We start from the raw sequence: 18,461 nt of genomic DNA on the forward strand, positions 1-18,461 counted from the left end.
TCTTTAATCATTACTTCATAGGATGCTGTTTCAATAATGCTGCAGGGGAATAAAAGCCGGTTTTCTTACTTATTTCTGTTCTTACTTTTTTTACTTTAGCTGCAGAAATAGCATTTCCTGTATTGCCAAATGAGTTACGCACATAAGTAAGTACGGCTGCAACTTCCTCATCTTTCAATACTCCTTCGAAAGGAGTCATAGGTACTTGTCCGGGATATTTTTTACCATGGACTTCGATAGGCCCGAGTAATCCTTTCAACACGATTTTTATCAGTCGGTCATCGTTAGCCAGCCATTTGGCATCAGTGAGGGGCGGGAATCCGGATGCTTCTAGCCCTTTGCCGTCTGGTTGATGACAGGTGTTACAATAGCCCTCCTTAGCAAAGATAACTTTCCCTGCTATGTAAAGATCTCGTTCAGCACCTTTAAGGTTGGTTGCAATAACATCTGCTTTTTTCTCTTCCCTGGGATGTCCGTTCAAATGTGCCAAAGCAGTTTCATAAGCATCCTCCATCCAATCATCAATAGGTTTTTTGGCGGCTTCCATCTCAATAGCTAAGCCATCTTCTTTATCAAGCCATGAAGCCGCGACAATTGCTTCCAACCGCACACGTGAGTTTTCATCTTTTACGGCCTGCATCAATAAGTTCACCTGGTCTGCTACCTGATGTCCGGTGTAACGCACCACTCTTACAGCGGCGGCACGTGCATGGTAGTCTTTAGCCTGGAGCAATTGACGGAGTAAAGTTTGATCTACCTGGTCAAGCCCCCAGGTTACCCATAAAGCTTCCAGCAAATGGTGTTCATACCGAGCATCATTTTTATCGAGTTTTGCCACCCAGGTTTTAATATGAGAAAGCACTTCAGCTGCTTTGCGGCCTCGCAATTCCCGGCGGGTCCGGTAGCGGGTATTAAATTCCGGCAGCTTCAAATTATTTAAAAGTGCATCAATGTCTGCACCTGCAACTTTAGCAGGTACAATCAATGGTCTTGAAGGATACGTGATTCGATATATTCGTCCATGAGTATGATCGCGGAGTGGATCTCGGGCATTGTGCTGCATGTGCCCAATTAACACATTGTGCCAATCAACTACAAACAGCGAGCCGTCAGGAGCAAACTCCATATCGACAGGTCGAAAATTCTGATCATCTGACTGCAACAAATCCTGCCGGAATTTACTCTTATAGCCCGTTCCACTATCTGCCATGGTATGCTCTTTGGTACCGAGAAAGCCAATCGTATTACTAATCAGGAAATCGCCCTGTACTTCGTCTGGAAAATGGCGGCTATAAATAAATTCCAACCCGGAAGTTGGCCGCACCAACTGATCGTTTTCGATGAGGTTCCTTGATTTGGGACTGAACTCGCCATACCATGGTTTAACGGTTCCGGGCATCATCCAGCTTAATAGCGGACTGGAAGTTTCAGCATAAAAATTCTCACCCCATTCGTCAAAGGCAATTCCCCAGGGATTGGGAATAGAGAGTTGTGCGGTTCTTTCGAGTTGATGACGGTTGGTATTGTAACGGAAAAAACCGCCATTGGTTCCTCGTATTGGTCCATAAGAAGTTTCTATATCATTGAGTAAGAATACGCCCTGTCCCATATAAATGGCGCCCGAAGGATCGCTTACGTAGGCATGATGCGCGTGATGGGTATCGTGATCGTCAAAACCACTGAGAAGAATCTCCCGAGTGTCGGCTTTATCATCCCCGTTTGTGTCTTTTAATAAGATAAGGTTAGTGCCTTGGGAAACATAAACACCTTCTGGTGCCAATTCAAAACTTAGCGGTAAATGCAGGCCATCTGCAAAAACTGTTTGTTTATCGGCTTTTCCATCTCCATCCGTATCTTCCAGTATAATGATCTTGTCGTTTGGTTTCGGATCTCCCGGCCTCCAATGGGGATAAGTTGGCATAGTAGCTACCCAGAGTCGGCCTTTATTGTCAAACTGAATATGAACCGGGTTTTCTAAATCAGCAAACTCTCGCTCAGAAGCAAACAGTTCAATTTTATAACCAGGAGCCATTTTAAATTTATCTAAAGCCTCCTGACCATATAAATATTTAAGCGCACCATTTCCATCACCTGTAATATAGTTGGTGGCCACGGGAGGAAGCTGAAAAGTTTTTTGATCTGCCGAATCTACATTCATTTTTTTTCCTTGTGCAGCCTGCCACACTGCTTCGTCCCTTATTGCCGTCATTTCCCTAATCTTTTTAAGTTCCGCCGGATAATTATCTGGACCGAAAGGATCGTATCTCCGTCCGTAAACATGCACGCCATTCGGTACTTTAAAGTCCTTAAACCACATCCAGTTTTTTTCAAGTACAGCATCGCGTATCAGCTTTCGATTTGCTTCGGATTTAATCGTCATCTTGCCAAATATTCCATCAACAAGCAAAGGGGAAAATTTAGCGTAGCCTGCATCATTAAGCTGTGAACCATCTATCGTCAACGGTTCATTTTCCGAAGTAAACCAGGTTTTAGTAGGCGCATAAACATCCACAAAAGATACCTTGTTTTCTAAGGCAACTTCTTTCATTACATCTGAATATAACTTTAGGTTATCATTCTCCTTCTTGCCGTCTGGCAGATCAAGATTTTTTGAGCGGTTTTCAAAAGCAATAGGAGAGACAATTACTAACTGTGGAGCCGATAGTCCATTATACTTTTGAATGAGTGTATGTTTGATAAATGCATCCAGCTCTGCTTTATAATTCTCTAATCCTTCGTGCCCACTGAAAGATTCATTATAACCGAAAAATGCGATGACTACATCCGCCTTGTGCCGTGTGATCCATTCATCCGGATTTTCGTTAAAGCCCTGGCTATCGGGATTAGTAGCAAGTTCATTTTGAAATTTTTCTGCACCCGGAAATGCCCAAGGAGAAGGACGTCCGGAGTGAGGCCTGAAGCCTGGCGTGTTTCCACCATCGCACATGTTGCGGATATACAACAAGCTGTCGGGATAGCGAAGCTGCAACTCTGTTTCAAAATAACCAAAATCCATCATGCGGGAACCAAGATTATTGCCAACCAAAATAATGTGAGTTCCCTTTTTAATTTTTAGTACAACCGAGTTTGAGTTGATGCCCTGAAATGCAACTAATGAAATTACAGTGATTCCAATAATGGTTGCAAAAGCCACTTTCATATTTTTTTTTCTTATTGTCATCTTATCGGCATTATAGAGGTACAGGATTAACTGAAGTAATTATTTTGAGCTGATGTATTCATTTTCTGCTAAGATCAAACGACTTTCTTCCAGAAGTCGATAGGTTAAAAATCGGATGAAGCCATTTAGAGTCTATCCTAAATGGTGCAATCCTCGTTGGCAAGATTTCGCGTTATTCTTTAATCACGCAAAAAAATTATTTCATCTAATGTGCTTTCCGATGTTGCTAAAAAATAACCATGAGGCAATTTATCTCGGAAACAAATAAACAAAGCAGGATCTCAGAATACGTTATAATATCTTAATTTTTGTTTAGATAAGTTTAGTGCGTTAAGCCCTTGTTAATTTGTAGGGATAAACTCTTCCCGATGCCCATTGTGCAACATAAATATTGTCATCCCCATCTACACAAACATCATGCGGATGAAAAAATATTTTGTCTGTTTGTCTCATGGGTTGTAAAATACCATTTTTGTATATTGGTTCACTTCCACCAATATTACTGACAACTTTATTGTGCTTATCCAGAATGGTAACAAAACCGGTGCCTCCGGCATCCAAATTGGGTGAACTAAGTACAGCGGCATATAAATGATCGCCTTTAATAACTGGGCGGCAAACGCAGGCTCCAGGGAGTTTAATCACTTCCAGAAGTTCTCCTTTCTTGTTAAATCTTTTGAAACAATTTCTTGTTCTGTCGGTGATAATTAAGGAATGCTGATCATTGCGGGTGTCAAAGCAAATGCCATGTGCGTTATCCAGATGCGCATCACCTTCGCCGCGACCGCCAAAATATTTTATTAATCTGCCTTTGCTATCATAATGTAATATGTATTGCGCTCCATACCCATCCGCAATAAAGATATCCCCGTTCTTATCTATGACAGTTTCTGTAGGCACAAATTCTTCCGGTTTGGAATAGATGCCGGCATCCAACGGCACATCAATGGTAAGCAGCACCTTTCCGTCCATCGTTGTTTTATAAACTTGGTGTTTTGCCGTGTCGGTAATGTACAGAAATTCTGTCCCGTTTTCATTATGTAGCGTTAAACCATGTCCTCCAGGAAACAGATGTCCCCAACTATCCAATACTTTTCCGTCCTTATTATAGATGATAATATTGTTCTTCGTTTCATTCGTTAACAGGATAATTCTGCCCCTACTGTCCTGCACCATTTCATGACAATCGTTTACTGGAAGCTGAGTCGCGTTTGTTTTAGACCACGAAGTATCCAGTGTATAAGTCATATTGTTATACCCATATACTTTATCCTTACGTTTGGCAAACAAATCATGCGTAATCAACAGACCCCCGGTTGCCATCGCCGTTTGCTGGATAAACTTTCTTCTTTTCATGAGTGATTTAAGTTAATTGGAGATTCTGTTCTATTTTTATTAGGCTTATTGGCCGATTATTTTCTAAAGAAAAAAGCAAAACTTTTATGTTTTTTTTAAAGAACATGCTATGCAAACAAATCCATCTCCGGTTTGCCCAGCCCATCGGGTGTTGTATAGAATGGTCTTTTTTCCACAACATAATGTGCATCCTCAGCAATGCCCAGGGCATGATAAATAGTTTGATGAATCTGGTCTATTACGATAGGCTTTTCAATGGTTTTGCAAGGACGTTCGTCCGCAGTTTTACCGTATACATTTCCTTTTTTAATACCTCCACCAAACATTAACATGGAACATCCGTCTGTGAAATGGCGGTGCATGCCATAATATTTGATGTCGTTAATGACATCTGGTTGGCTAACCTGCTCCGTTACATTAAGACCGGGACGTCCTTCTACCATCATATCCCTACTGAATTCGCTGGCCAATATAACCAAGGTTCGATCCAAGTGCCCAGTACGTTCGAGGTCTTTTATCAATTGGGAAACAGGGCCATCAATCTGCTTTTTCATATCAATCATCCTTGTGTAACCATTGTCATGCGTATCCCAGTTTTTAAAAGGTTCGTACTCGGTCGTAACGCTGATAAAACGGGCGCCCTGTTCCGTTAACCGGCGAGCCATCAGGCAACCTAAACCAAATTTCCCTGTATTATAGATGTCATAGCTTTCTTTGGGTTCCTTATTTAGATCAAATGCTGCCGCTTCAGGAGATTTTAAAAGCATATAAGCCTGTTCCATAGATATTTTCAAAGACTCTTTCTGATAGTCGCTGCCAAATTCGCCCATCGCACTTTTACTTATCAAATCATTATACAGTTGGTTTCTCTTTTCAAACCTTGTCGCAGACATTCCTATAGGCGGCTTTACACTTTCCAGGCCTGCAGAGGGATCTGGTATTAGGAACGGTCCGTATTCATTCCCTAAAAATCCGGCTGTATGAAAGGCTTTTAACTCTTCTCCTTCTCCTAAGGTAAATCTTTGTCCGATATTGATAAAAGCTGGTATAACGGGATTTACAGAACCCAATTCTTTGGCGATCCAAGATCCGATATGGGGCGCAGCAACAGATTGGGGCGGTTTGTAACAGGTATGCCAGTGATATTGGTGGCGAGAGTGCAATATATGTCCCATATCAGCAGCCACATAAGACCTGATGGCGGTACCTCTATCTATTATTTTACCGATTGACTCCAGACCTTCTGAAAAGAAAACACCATCTAGTGCGGTAGGAATAGATTTAAAGGTACTCAACACATCATTTGACATCATTCCTTTGGAGAACGGAGTGAATCTTTTCGGATCAAAAGTATCTGTATGGGCCATTCCTCCTGCCATCCATAGTAAAATTACCGTATCTGCCTTAGAATTGGTTTTTCTACTGTTACAGGAAGATAAAAAGCTTGTAAGGGGAACACCTGCTGCTAGGGCTGCTATCGTAGCTGCGCTCGTTCCTTTTAAAAATTCCCTTCTATTCAATAAATAATTCATGAGCAATATAATTGGTTAAAGAAATTAGCTTTAATAAATAATTTGAAATTCAGGAAGCAGCATAACGGCCCAGAACAAATCCTGGATAGATTCTGTATCAGGTTTGTCGCCCAATAGTGTTTTGGCTACTTTGTATTCCTTTGGTTGTACTTCACGCCCCAATGCACGCTTGTAAATTTCATTAATTATCACATCACTAGTCTTATACTTTTGTTTCCAGTTTTCAGCCCCTTTTCTAATCATTGAATTGAACCTACCGCCATTGGTTAATTCCAAGGCCTGCAACAGATTTGCCTGCGACTCCCTGCTGGTGGAAACTGTTTCCCTATTTGGCCTGCCTAATGCAGTGAGGAAAGTGTTATTTACCACCAGCGAAGCACGGGCAAAAAGATGACTTGATTGATCATATCCTGGCTGACCAGATGGATTATATCTTACCATTGAATCAGCGAAGAGCGGACCAACAACCATTCCCCCAGCGTCCGCGAACTGTTCTGCTGACATTCTTTTTCTAAGCATTCCGGTGAATTTGTAATCCTGTGACACAATGTTAGTTGGATTTTTAAATCCTACAGAAGGCAACTGATAAGTATTGGAGGTGGCGATTAGGTACAGCAGCTCCTTGATATCAGATTTGTTCTGTTGGAAATTGAAAGCCATCCAGTCCAGAAGATCCTGGCTCCAAGGTTCGTTATCCATGACGTCAACAGGTTCAATAAGTCCACGTCCCATAAGTTGTGCCCAAATCCTGTTTACAATGGTACGATACAAACGGCCATTCTCTGGTTTAATCATATGCTCTGCCAGCTGTGCTCTTTTTTCTGATACCGTGGCATTATTGTCAATACGACCCAGTTCTTTCCAGAAGAGCATTCTGGCATCGGTGAACTTACCTGTAGGTTTATCGCATCGATTTATTTCAAGAGTACTGTCGGCGAAAATGTTAGCGAAGGCGTACGCATCATCCAGTTTCCAATCGCTTATAAAGCTATTATGACAGGAAGCACATTTTAAATTTAGTCCTAGAAAGACCTGAGATACATTCTGTGCAGCCTGCATTTCAGTTCTCTGGCTCGAATTCACCACTCCTCGCCATTTAATGCCTTCAACAAAACCTTTTGATTCTTCTGACGGACTTACAAGTTCTTTAACAAACTGGTTATAGGGCTTATTTGATCTAATTGATTTATACAGCCAATCGGTAATATTATAGCGTCCATTGGTGATATAGCCTGTTCCTGTATAATCATTTCTTAATGCATCATTCCAAAAACTTAGCCAGTGTATGGCGTAATCGTCTTCCCGATTTAGCAATTGTCTCACCCATAAGCCCCTTTTATCGGGTCTGTTATCGTTGGTAAATGTTTCGATCTCTTCTACGCTGGGTAGCAATCCGATGATGTCCAAGAAGATTCTTCTTAAATATGTTCTGTCATCAACAAGTTTAGGCCAGGCAATTTTATTCTTTACGAAATACTGATCCGTCCACCTGTCGACAGGGTTGTTAAAATTACTAGAAGCGGGAGGTAAAGGGGGATTTCTTGGTTGCAGTGCAGCAACTTTGAAAATATTTTGTTTATCAGCGCCGTCGGGCCATGGAGCACCCTTCTGAATCCAAAAGGTTATCACGGCTATGTCATTGTCAGACAGCTTTTTACCCTTAGATGGCATTTGTTCTTTATGGTTGGAAGGCAGTGTAATGCGCCGGATTATTTCACTTTCGCTTGCATTTCCTGCGATAATGATTGGCCCATTTTCGCCTCCTTTAAAGACCAAATTCTTTTGATCGAGCCGCAACTCGCCTTTAACTTTTTCAGCACTGTGACATTTATAACAATTATGGGCGAATATCGCTCTAACTTGTACATTCAGTTCGACTTCCTGCTTTTTAGTTAACGCGGCTGTATCCTTTTTGAAAGCGGTTAAATCAAAACTGGCAGTTTTGGCTGCTGGATAATCCGCGCTCCATGGAATCGTGCTGGACAAATAATCCTTCCCGTGCGTCAAAGAGGCTCCAAAATGCCCTGCCAGCGATACTCCCAACGCACTACAAAATAAAATGCCACGATAGGGTTTTACCAGATGTAGCTGATTTTTTTTTATTATCCTGTTTAGCAGAAACCAGGCTATAGCTGCCAGGCAGGCTGTGCCGATACCTATCCATTGATGTATGCTTAAAAGATCTTCACCATAACCTCCTTCTCTAGAAAGTAGTAGTCCAAATACAGCGGAAACCATCGCAGAGATTACGCCTGCAGCTACGAATAGATTTATACCGGGACGTAGCGTTGATCTGAACTTTTTCAGGGTAAAAAGCTCCAATACAGCAGCGAATAATAGCAACACTACGGGAAAATGAACCATCAATGGATGAAGCCTCCCTAAAAATCTCCAGAGCCAAAAAGTTTCGGAAGCAGAAGGAGATTCAGCAAATCCACTATACATCAGTTGCAGCAGGCAAATGATTATAATGATAATAATAACAACGGTTATCTTCTTCCTTGGAAATATATTTTTAATAGTCATCTTCATAAGCAACTAAAATTTACAAATAAAATAAAATCAGCTCAGACAACTGAGTTGCCAGGATGGGTAATTTTTTAGTAATTGAGCTAGAGAATCCTTTCCTTAATATCCTGATTTTTGTGTTGTTTTACTATCAATCGTTACCTGTAATAGAAGCAACATCCCCAATTGTTTTAATCATAGACAATCGGCGTTGCTAATTAAATTGCTTTCAAGTTTGTCAGTTCTTTTTCTTCAAAGAAGTAAGATACTCGAGCAAATCTGAAAATTCCTGCTTAGTGATCGTTTCATTTATCCCCTCTGGCATCATTGATCCAGGCAACTTTTTGAGCAGTTTAACATCAGCCGTTTTAATTTTCTGAGTTGATCCTCCGGGGTATTTCAATTCAATATCTGTCTCCGTTCGGCTGGAAATAATTCCTACGAGATTTGATCCATCTTTCATATCGACTTGCCAGCTCTCATAACCAAAACTAATACCTGAGGAAGGATTGATAATTGCATCGAAAAGTCCTTCTTTAGGTAGTTTTGAACCAATTTCGGATAAATTTGGACCAAAATCGAAGCCCTTTCCATTTGCCTGATGGCATACAGCGCAAGTTTTATTATAGACTACGTTTCCTTTGACTACATTCCCTGTTAAAGCAAGCAGTTGGCTCAAGTTTACTGTCGAACTTTTTTTCTCAGGTAGAACTTTTATGGCACCCGGTAAAAACGTTTTTGCTTCTTCGTATACCGATTTGTTACGCGTGCCACTTAACCCTGAAACTGCAGATGAAATTAAATTGTCGGGTAATTTTCTACCTCTAAGCATTTCCATTACGTGAGCTTCTCCGACACTGCTGTTACCAAGCATTTCGGTGGCTTTTTGACGGAGGGCCAGACTATAGACATCTGATAAAGCCACTCCAGATAATATTCCAATTGATTCGGTATTTCCAACTGTTCCAAGCGCAGCTAAAATGTTAGACGTTTTGTTTAGATCTTTGCTATTTAATAGGTCCTTAAAACGTTGTTCGTCGTCAGACTCGAATATCATTCTAGCCGCGTCTACTCCTAAAGGGTCATTTCCATTTGCCATGACCATATCTAAAAGATTAGAACCTTCTGTTCTAATGCGATATTTTCTTGCAAGGTTTATATATTCTTGAGTACCAGCATAAAGCTTTAAAACATCTTTAATTGCTTTGGCAGCGACGAGCGAATTGGCCACATCTTTAGCATCTAATAATTTTAAAACTATGGCACTCATTTCAATGTCCTCCGCCTTATTTTGTTCCAATAATTTTAATAAAGTGTTGGTCTTTTCTAATCCCGGAATAAAATCGAAAGCACGAAAATATCTTAGGCGAGATTTCATGGGAACACTTGAATCAGAAGCTAATTTAGCGAGAAAAGGAAGGGTAATATCGGTACGGGCGCGCCATATAATATCCCTTCCTCCAGCAGTTTGCGTAGGGTTTTTAACGGTATTTAGATAGGCGGTAAAATAACTGTCCCATTGTCTGTCTGCACCTACGCCCAAAGCCTCCAAATACCAGCGGTCACTTCCATCATTTTGAGTTGCCAGAGTGGCCCACAGTTTCGGCGCCTCGGGTGCTTTGTTATGTCTTAGCGCAATGGCACACTCTCTTCGCACTTGTGGATCACTATCATTAACCAACACTTTTACATATTTAATTACATCTATTTTTGCCTGACGTGCTGCTCTTAATCCTGTTATTCTTAAATCAGGATTTTGACCCTCGATAGCTTGCGAAAGGTATTTTTCTGCATTGGGCGATTTGGACAGTACCCATAAAGCTCTGGCACGCATCCGCGGATTTTTGGAAGAACGCCATAATTTTTCTAATCTTGGAATTGCTTTTGTACCCATTTGCTGTAAAGCGATAAAAGCATGACGTCTGACGGCAAGATTTGGATTTTGCAGAGCGCTAAGGGCTCCTTCAGGAGTTGTATAATCCTGAACTGGAATTTTATAAGTTGATGCTTTTGCCGTTGAAACGCGGTAAATGCGGCCACGCTGTAAGTCTCCTACTCTATGACCGCCAACACCAGGATCATACCAATCTGCAATAATCAGAGAACCATCCGGTGCCACACAAACGTCGGCAGGACGAAACCATTGATCTTTATCGCCAGATAAAATGTTTATAATTTGTGCATTAAAACCTGCCGCATTCTTTTTAACGGGATACGAACGAACAACATTAGGGCCTGGGTCTGCATGTATCATTTGATTTTGAAATTCCTTTGGCAACAAAGAACCCTCATAAATTAGCATGCCTGTTGGAGAACCTGCTCCAGTCTGTAAAAGGTTCGGAATAACACCTGGATCATTCTGGTGCCAGTGCTGCAAAGGAATAGACTCTTCAAGATTTACGCGTTTGGTACTCCAGGCAGCCCCTGTCATTTCATCCTTAAACCCATAATTACCGTATTCGACAATATAATTGATTCTAACACCTTTGTTTCCATCATCATCATTATCACTTTGCCATATATTTCCATAACTATCTACAGCGGGTTCGTAGGCGTTTCTAAAGTTATATCCAACGCACTCCACATTAGAACCATCTGGATTAGCGCGGAACAACATACCATCTTTATACTTTTCGGGTCCAATTTCATCTCCATCCTGGTCTAACACTACCTTATTATATTTATCCCTTAGCGTTTTACCTTCATTTCCCATATTGAAATATAATTTTCCATCAGGGCCAAAAGTAAACGAGTGCATGCCATGGTCGTGCTGTTCGCCGCCTATCCCCTGAAAGAGTATTTCCTTACGATCTGCTTTATCGTCTCCATTATCATCATAAAAAGCCCACACATAAGGACTTTGAGAAACGAGCACCCGGTTTCCTAAAACACAAATACCCAAGGGGGCATTGATTTCCGGACCCTGATAAAAAACTTTACTGGTTTCCAGTACCCCATCGCCATCTTTATCTTCCAATATCAAGATCCGGTCGCCTTGAGGCCTTGGTTTATTATTGTTAATTTCAAACCGGTAATTATATGCTTCAGTTACCCATACCCTTCCACGTTCGTCAACATCGATATTCGTTGGATTTATTAATGTTGGTTCGGTTGCCATGGTTTGCACCGTTAGACCTGGTGCAACAGAAAGTCCCCTCAACGCATTTTGTGGCAAATGTTTCTGCATCTCAGTCAGTGGTGTATCAACTCTAAACTTAGTAGTAAGTGTTTGTTGACTGGATGCAGAAGTACATGCTTTTAGGACTAATCCTACAGGAACTAAAACCGCAAAAACCTTAACTAACAATAAATATTTTTTCGCTATGATATTCATTTTCAATTAATTTAAAGGATTAATTTATAACTTTAAGGACTCCCCTCATAACCATATAATGCCCAGGATAAGTACATAGATATTGGTATTCGCCTGGTTCACTAGGGGCACTAAAATAAATGACGTCTGACTTTCCCGGTTGCAAGAGTAAGGTATGGGCCAACACTAAGGGAGTTGAAGGAATGTAGTTAAGCCGTTCTCCATCAACCCCTAATTTAATCGCCATTTCGCCAACCTGGTTCGCCGAGTTTGGGGCAGTAAGTACAAAGTTGTGCTGCATGTCATCACTGTTGTTAAAAATTAATTTTATTTTGCTTCCTGCTTTAACAGTGATTGCTTCGATGTTGAATTTTAATCCAGGCCTAGGAGACAGAATAATTGTACGGTCTGATCCTTTTGTCCAAGCAGCCGGCTGAATAGTTACGCGCTTTTTTGAAGACACGGTAGTGGTTTTAGTTTCCGCTGAGTGACCCATCATTAACATATGATGATCTGCCATTGATACTGCCTTGTTCTCATTAGTAATGACCACCTTCTCTCCGTCAGGTATCTTGTTTAGTGTATAATACCCGAAATTATGCATCAACGATAGTTTATTCTCAGACTGCACTCCTTCAGCCTTGATCTCATGAATATATCCTTCCTTTAAACTGTCGATAACTAAACGAACTTTTAGATGGTCGGGAGCAACTACAATTGCATTAATCTGGCGGTTCGCTGCATTGATTGTAGGACTTCCATAGGTAGAATGATATTTGTAAGTAAAGCTTTTTATATTGTAAGAAGCCGGATTACGTGCTGTACGCTCATTTACCGGTTCGGTAAATTCTAATTCAAAGCCATCAGACTGTGCTTTGATTGTTTTGATCTCAAAAGGTATTATGCCGGTCCATACCAGTTGTTGCAGCCCATAAGGTTGCGTTCCCGTTGATCCCCAACCTCTAGAGGTCATTCCAACAAACATGCTTCCGTCTGAACCCCAGTTCATCCGCAATATTCCAGAAGAAAAACCTTCCCGAAAAGGAAAGACGGCACCTTGGTACACTCCCTTAACCTTTTCTAGCGCTACTCTCATAATTTTACTCTGACCCTGGTCGCCAACAAACATTTGTCCTTCAAATGGCCCCATTTTTCCTTTACTGTCGTAATTCAAAATTCCTGAGGTTGAAATCCCAAGGATGGCGTGAGGAATCCATACTGCAGGTGTTTTCAATCCAATAACTCTTTTGGCCACTTCAAATTTAGGTTCACCGGTATTTGGAATATCTGTTACGCGCAATTTAACAGGAGATCCAGGCTGATCTGCCCATTTTAACCCTTCAGGATGCCCTAAAAAGTCTCCTTTTTCAACGTGAGCGAGAAACCCAGAACCTACCCATCCACCCTGATTTTCCACGTAGAAAATATCTCCTTCATTATTAAGAGCCATTCCTGCCGGAGAACGGAAGCCCGTTGCGAAAGGCTCCATTTTTCCATCAGGTGTGAGTTTAAGAAACCAACCGTGCCATTTTGATAAGCTTACTTCTTTGCCAGTCCATCCCAAGTTCAGTGCAATGATCATATTGCCATCCTTATCTAGCATTGGGCCGTAGGAGTATTCATGATAATTGCCAGATAAGGGCCAGGTATATATTGTCTCGTATTCATCTGCTTCACCATCGCCATCGAGATCTCTTAAACGGGTAAGTTCCGAACGCTGGGCAACGTAGATATCACCCTTAATACAATTAATCCCTAAAACTTCGTGCATACCCTGGGCAAACAATCTAAATTTTGGGGGCAATCCGTCTGTCATGTATGGATTGCTAATAATCCATATTTCGCCACGGCGGGTGGCAACTGCTAGGGCATCGTTTGGTAAAAAAGTCATGCCACCAACTTCCAAAGCAAGACCCTGGGGTATTGGCACTGAGCGCAACCTAAATACCTCATCTTCCGTTTGTTTACGGGTGGTATCTGACCTCATACCGTTGTTTTGAGGTGATCGGGTAGCTGTTTGTGCCACAACAACCGTAGAGCAAAGACCACACAATATAAAGCCTAGCAAAAATGTTCGCAAACGACAGATGTTTAGGTAGTTTTTTATCATATTTCGTTTACCAGATAATAGAATAAGTAAATGAGGAGACGTTTTTTTCTACCCCAATAATAAGCTCCTGTCCTTTTTGTGTTTTTCTAACAAATGGCTTAAACTGTTTATCAATCCTGACATAATAAGATTTGCCATCAACAGCATAGATACCCTTTCCAACAGCCTCAATTATACTTGCCGCAGCAATTCTACAGTAGAAATTTGCAGGAGCATTACTCACATTTATTTCACGGATAAGGGATTCGCCATTGCCCTGACTTGAAATTTTGTCTGTCACCGTGGCTCCTTTATAGACATATCTAAAAGTTGGATTTCTGTCTTTATCCAATGCATATCCCTTATTGTCAAAATCATCAAAAGCGATCGAATCTGGCCATAGCGAATTGGCATCAGCTAAAAATGCAATTGAAGGAGCCCCAGATAAAAGAACGACACTGCCGTTCGGTTTTGCTACCTGCGGCTCACCTCTTCCATCCCACATATCTGTGACATCTACAAACTGACCCCGCCATATTTGCAGCAATGCACCTTGTTTCAAATCGTATGAATAACTTATCTGGTTTGGATTCCCTACCGATATTACATGTGTACGTTTTCTATCGCCATAATTCAAAAAACTGCGAAGTATATAGGCCCTTCCCGTAGGATTTAGGAGAATTGGATTGTTTGGAACAGCCATCGCTTGGACATGTGAAACGGGAAGAATATGGGTTGTAATGATATTGCGAAAAGCCACTGATCCCTGATCACCCTGTAACATTATCGGGCCTTCTGCATGCTCATCAATAAACATTGCACCTTCGGTTGGAGCTGTCACATCAACATGTTCCTGAATGACTGCATTATTCAAATACACCTCTTCAAAACGTGCATTTGCTACTTTGATGCCGTTGGCAAATTTAGGTGCGCTAAACTTTATACGCAGATGCTGCCACAAACCCGGAGCCCTCGATACATTCATCAATGGAGATTTTCCGTTAAAACCAGCAAGACTATTTCCGCTATGTCGCCCAACAGCACCCAAATCTGCAAAGGTTGGATTCAGTTTTGTCCAGCTATCTGCTAGCTGCACTTCATATCTTCCGAGCAAATACACACCAGATGCCGCTCCCTTAGTCATCATGAAATCCAGCTCAAGTTCAACATCTCCGTATGCTAATTTTGTTACCAAATTGGCTCCATTTTGCAAAAACGTATTTACAAGTACACCACTACCACTTGTAGATTTTATTGGTCCAGATTTACCAAAATCGGCGGAAGCATCAGACGCAACAATCCAATTTTTTGGGGGATCACGAAAGGCATCCAGACTGTTCAGTGAAATTGTTACCGGCACTGGGTCTTGGGAGGAGCTGGGCAGCGAATACAATATGCCTAAAAGCATAACGCATGCCATTCTTTGTATTGAAAGGAGCATCAAGTTTTGGTTTATTGTTTCAGCATAATTTTTCGATATTCAACCTTCATCGGAGGGCCCACGTGCACCTGTACGCCTAACAATCCCGTTAATTTCCCATTCACTTTGTCATTATCTGTTACATCACTCATTAAAATCCCATTAATATAGTGTTGCAGATGATTGCCCTTTATAATTAAACGGCATGTATTCCAACCCTCACTCTTAATGTGCGTCTGTAAGGAGTCAGAGTTACCTAAAGATCCTGTTACAACAGATTCCGTCCAAGCATTATTTTCAATTTTAGATTGTAAAGATAAAGTGGTATCTTCTTGTGCTTTTATCATTACTTTTTGTCCACGATAGGCTAAGGTTGTTCTCCCCCTTTCTTCGTAATTTTGCCCGGTGTAATGGTTGGCACCATCTATATCAGCTTGGTATCCTTTTAACGCAAAAGGGATGTCTTTTAACTCTTCACTGCGATAGTTGATCCCGCTGTTTCCAGCTTTTGAAATTCTAAATTCTAGTGTCAGTTCAAAGTTTGCCGGCATACCTCCTCGCCATATTATAAATGAGTTAGTCTTAAGAAGCGTAGTGGGAGTGATTTCTCCTACTAAGTTGCCATTCTCTACTCGCCAGTAGGTTGGATCTCCCTCCCATCCTTTCAACGTTTTACCGTCGAAAATCTTTTTAAATCCTTTTTCCTGACTTAAAGCAGGTACACTCCATAGCAGGAATAATAACAAACTGAATATGGAAAATAAACTTGTTGCATTTTTAAACTTGGGAAGCGTACTCATGATGATTTCTAATTAGTATTGGATTAAACGATTTTAATTAATTTTTAGGCCATGTAACACCAGTTTCTTTCCAACTCCTGGAAGCAGCTGAATCGATTACTGCCTGGCAAACCTTCTGTGTTTCGAGTGCGTCTTTAAAAGTTGGTGAGCAAGGCTCTCCGGTTTCCAAACTTTTAAGGAATTCTGCCATGTGGTGTACAAAAGAATGTTCATAACCAATACATGTTCCGGGAATCCACCATCTATTCATATAAGGATGGTCGCCATCCGTAACATGGATAGAGCGCCAACCGCGAACAATTGATTCATCTGCATGATCAAAATATTCCAAACGATTCAAATCATGCAAGTCCCAGCGAAGGGACGCATTTTCGCCATTTATCTCAAAGGTATATAAAGCTTTGTGTCCACGGGCATATCTAGTGGCCTCAAAAAGCCCTAGCGATCCGTTCTCAAAGTGACAGTGAAAAATACAGGCATCGTCAATACCGACTTGCGTCATTTTACCGGTTACCTGATGCATGCGTTCTTTGATAAAGGTTTCAGTAACGGCAGAAACATCCTTAATGCCACCGTTCATCCACATTGCTGTGTCGATACAATGGGCGAGAAGATCACCTGTAACGCCAGAGCCCGCCGAGTCTACATCCAAACGCCACAACGCTTCACCACCTTGTTGCAGATCGGCATTGATTGTCCAATCTTGCAGAAAGTTGGCACGATAATGAAAAATTCTGCCCAACTTACCGGAATCAATAATATTTTTAGCTAGCGTTACGGCTGGGACACGACGATAGTTGTACCAAACCGTGTTATTCACTCCTGCCTTTTCAATGGCATCCACCATAAGTTCTGCTTCATTTAAAGTTCGAGCAAGAGGTTTTTCGCAGAGGATCATTTTACCAGCTTTTGCCGCAGCAATTGCAATTTCTGCGTGCATGTTATTTGGTGCACAAATATCGACGGCATCGATGTCATCCCGGGCAATGACAGCCTTCCAATCCGTCTCAATAGATTCGTATCCCCATTGGTCGGCAAAGACCTGAGCTTTATCTCTGCTACGCGAGCAAACTGCTTTTAAAACAGGTGTGTATTCCAGTTCAGGAAAAAAATCGCCCACACGTTTATAACCATTTGTGTGCGTGCGACCCATCAATCCACAACCAATTAAACCTATTCTTAATTCTTTTTTAATACTCATATGTTCTGCTTCATTAAATACGCTAATTAGCCAGCTTCATTCCATCCGTGAAGGTCACGCACTTTAATCATGGCTGCCAAAATATCATTCCATGTCTTTTGCTGATGTAGCACTTCATTCGGAAACATGCAACCATCCCAGCAAATGTGTTTAAACGCTTTTGTAAGCTTTCCTTCCTCGTCTCGAAGCCAGAAACCGGCATCATTCGCAATATCTAGTTTTCCATTTGGGTCCGTTGCCAAACAATGTCTTCCTGTTTTATCATGAGAACCTGATCCATAAGCAGTTCCGTCATTCTGTGCTACATGGAAATCGATCGTCCATGGACGAAGGGCTGCTGTTAATTTTTTTAAACCTGCTGTTAATGCTTCCCGGTCGCTCCACTCAAAATCTACGGGAAGCACTCTGGCTTCCGGCGCATTGTATCCCAAAAGGTATAAAAACGTATGCGACATATCTGCCTGGAAGCCTATATTGGGGCGATCAACGGCTTCTAATGTGTCTAGCATTGCTTTCCAACTATGCATTCCGCCCCAACAAATTTCTCCTTCTGCAGCCAGTTTTTCTCCGTAATCTGCAGCTACATCGCAAGCTTCGCGGAAAGTTTGAGCAATGAGTTTAGTATTGTTAACAGGGTCCACAGCCCACGCTTCTGTACTGGTAGAAGAATCAATTCGGATTACGCCATATGGGCGAACGCCCAATTCTTTCAGTGTTTTGGCATAAATACATGATTTACGTACTTGGTCTACAAAATTTGCCCGTTCTTCTTTGCTACCCATCGCAGAACCACCCCAAATTGGAGCTACTAAGCTGCCAATGACTAAATTATGCGCGCTTACCTTATCAGCCAATATTTTGATGCCATCCAAATCATCCAGATTGATGGAAGGATCAAAAAGACCAATGTCCACCCCATCAAATCTAATGCCGTCGACTTCTCCGGCGGCGGTCATTTCTAGCATTGTGTCTAAAGAAACAGGTGGTTCTGAATCTGGACCTTTGCCCACAATTCCGGGCCACGTAGCATTATGGAGTTTAGGATAATTATTCGAAATCAT

10 protein-coding genes are annotated in these 18,461 nt (G+C 41.5%); all 10 read right to left on the reverse strand.

Going from position 1 to position 18,461, the window contains the following annotated elements; translation table 11 throughout:
- Window positions 1–10: 10 nt before the first annotated feature.
- Entirely contained in the window at window positions 11–3,181 is a 3,171-nt protein-coding gene (locus ACVWYG_RS01090) for a PVC-type heme-binding CxxCH protein (RefSeq protein ID WP_457268278.1), read from the reverse strand.
- Window positions 3,182–3,511: 330 nt separating this feature from the next.
- On the reverse strand, window positions 3,512–4,537 hold the full coding sequence (locus ACVWYG_RS01095; protein WP_457268279.1) for a hypothetical protein: 1,026 nt from the start codon (window positions 4,535–4,537) through the stop codon (window positions 3,512–3,514).
- 107 nt (window positions 4,538–4,644) lie between these two features.
- The gene (locus ACVWYG_RS01100; RefSeq protein WP_457268280.1) at window positions 4,645–6,069 is read right to left on the reverse strand and encodes a DUF1501 domain-containing protein; all 1,425 of its coding nucleotides are present in this window, start codon (window positions 6,067–6,069) and stop codon (window positions 4,645–4,647) included.
- Between the two features lie 30 nt (window positions 6,070–6,099).
- The gene (locus ACVWYG_RS01105) at window positions 6,100–8,601 is read right to left on the reverse strand and encodes a DUF1549 domain-containing protein (protein ID WP_457268281.1); all 2,502 of its coding nucleotides are present in this window, start codon (window positions 8,599–8,601) and stop codon (window positions 6,100–6,102) included.
- Window positions 8,602–8,815: 214 nt separating this feature from the next.
- A complete protein-coding gene (locus ACVWYG_RS01110; protein WP_457268282.1) occupies window positions 8,816–11,911 on the reverse strand; it encodes a PVC-type heme-binding CxxCH protein in 3,096 nt (1,031 codons plus the stop codon).
- 19 nt (window positions 11,912–11,930) lie between these two features.
- On the reverse strand, window positions 11,931–13,877 hold the full coding sequence (locus ACVWYG_RS01115; protein ID WP_457268283.1) for a plastocyanin/azurin family copper-binding protein: 1,947 nt from the start codon (window positions 13,875–13,877) through the stop codon (window positions 11,931–11,933).
- A gap of 130 nt (window positions 13,878–14,007) precedes the next feature.
- Complete coding sequence (locus ACVWYG_RS01120) at window positions 14,008–15,420, reverse strand: 3-keto-disaccharide hydrolase (protein ID WP_457268284.1); 1,413 nt, start codon at window positions 15,418–15,420, stop codon at window positions 14,008–14,010.
- Between the two features lie 11 nt (window positions 15,421–15,431).
- Window positions 15,432–16,199 carry a 3-keto-disaccharide hydrolase gene (locus tag ACVWYG_RS01125; RefSeq protein ID WP_457268285.1) on the reverse strand — a complete coding sequence of 256 codons (768 nt, stop codon included), beginning with the start codon at window positions 16,197–16,199 and terminating at the stop codon, window positions 15,432–15,434.
- Window positions 16,200–16,236: 37 nt separating this feature from the next.
- Window positions 16,237–17,400 (reverse strand): Gfo/Idh/MocA family protein, encoded by a 1,164-nt coding sequence (locus ACVWYG_RS01130; protein WP_457268286.1) that lies wholly within the window; start codon window positions 17,398–17,400, stop codon window positions 16,237–16,239.
- A gap of 26 nt (window positions 17,401–17,426) precedes the next feature.
- Window positions 17,427–18,461 (reverse strand): sugar phosphate isomerase/epimerase family protein, encoded by a 1,035-nt coding sequence (locus ACVWYG_RS01135; protein ID WP_457268287.1) that lies wholly within the window; start codon window positions 18,459–18,461, stop codon window positions 17,427–17,429.

This window comes from Pedobacter sp. UYEF25 (assembly GCF_054061655.1).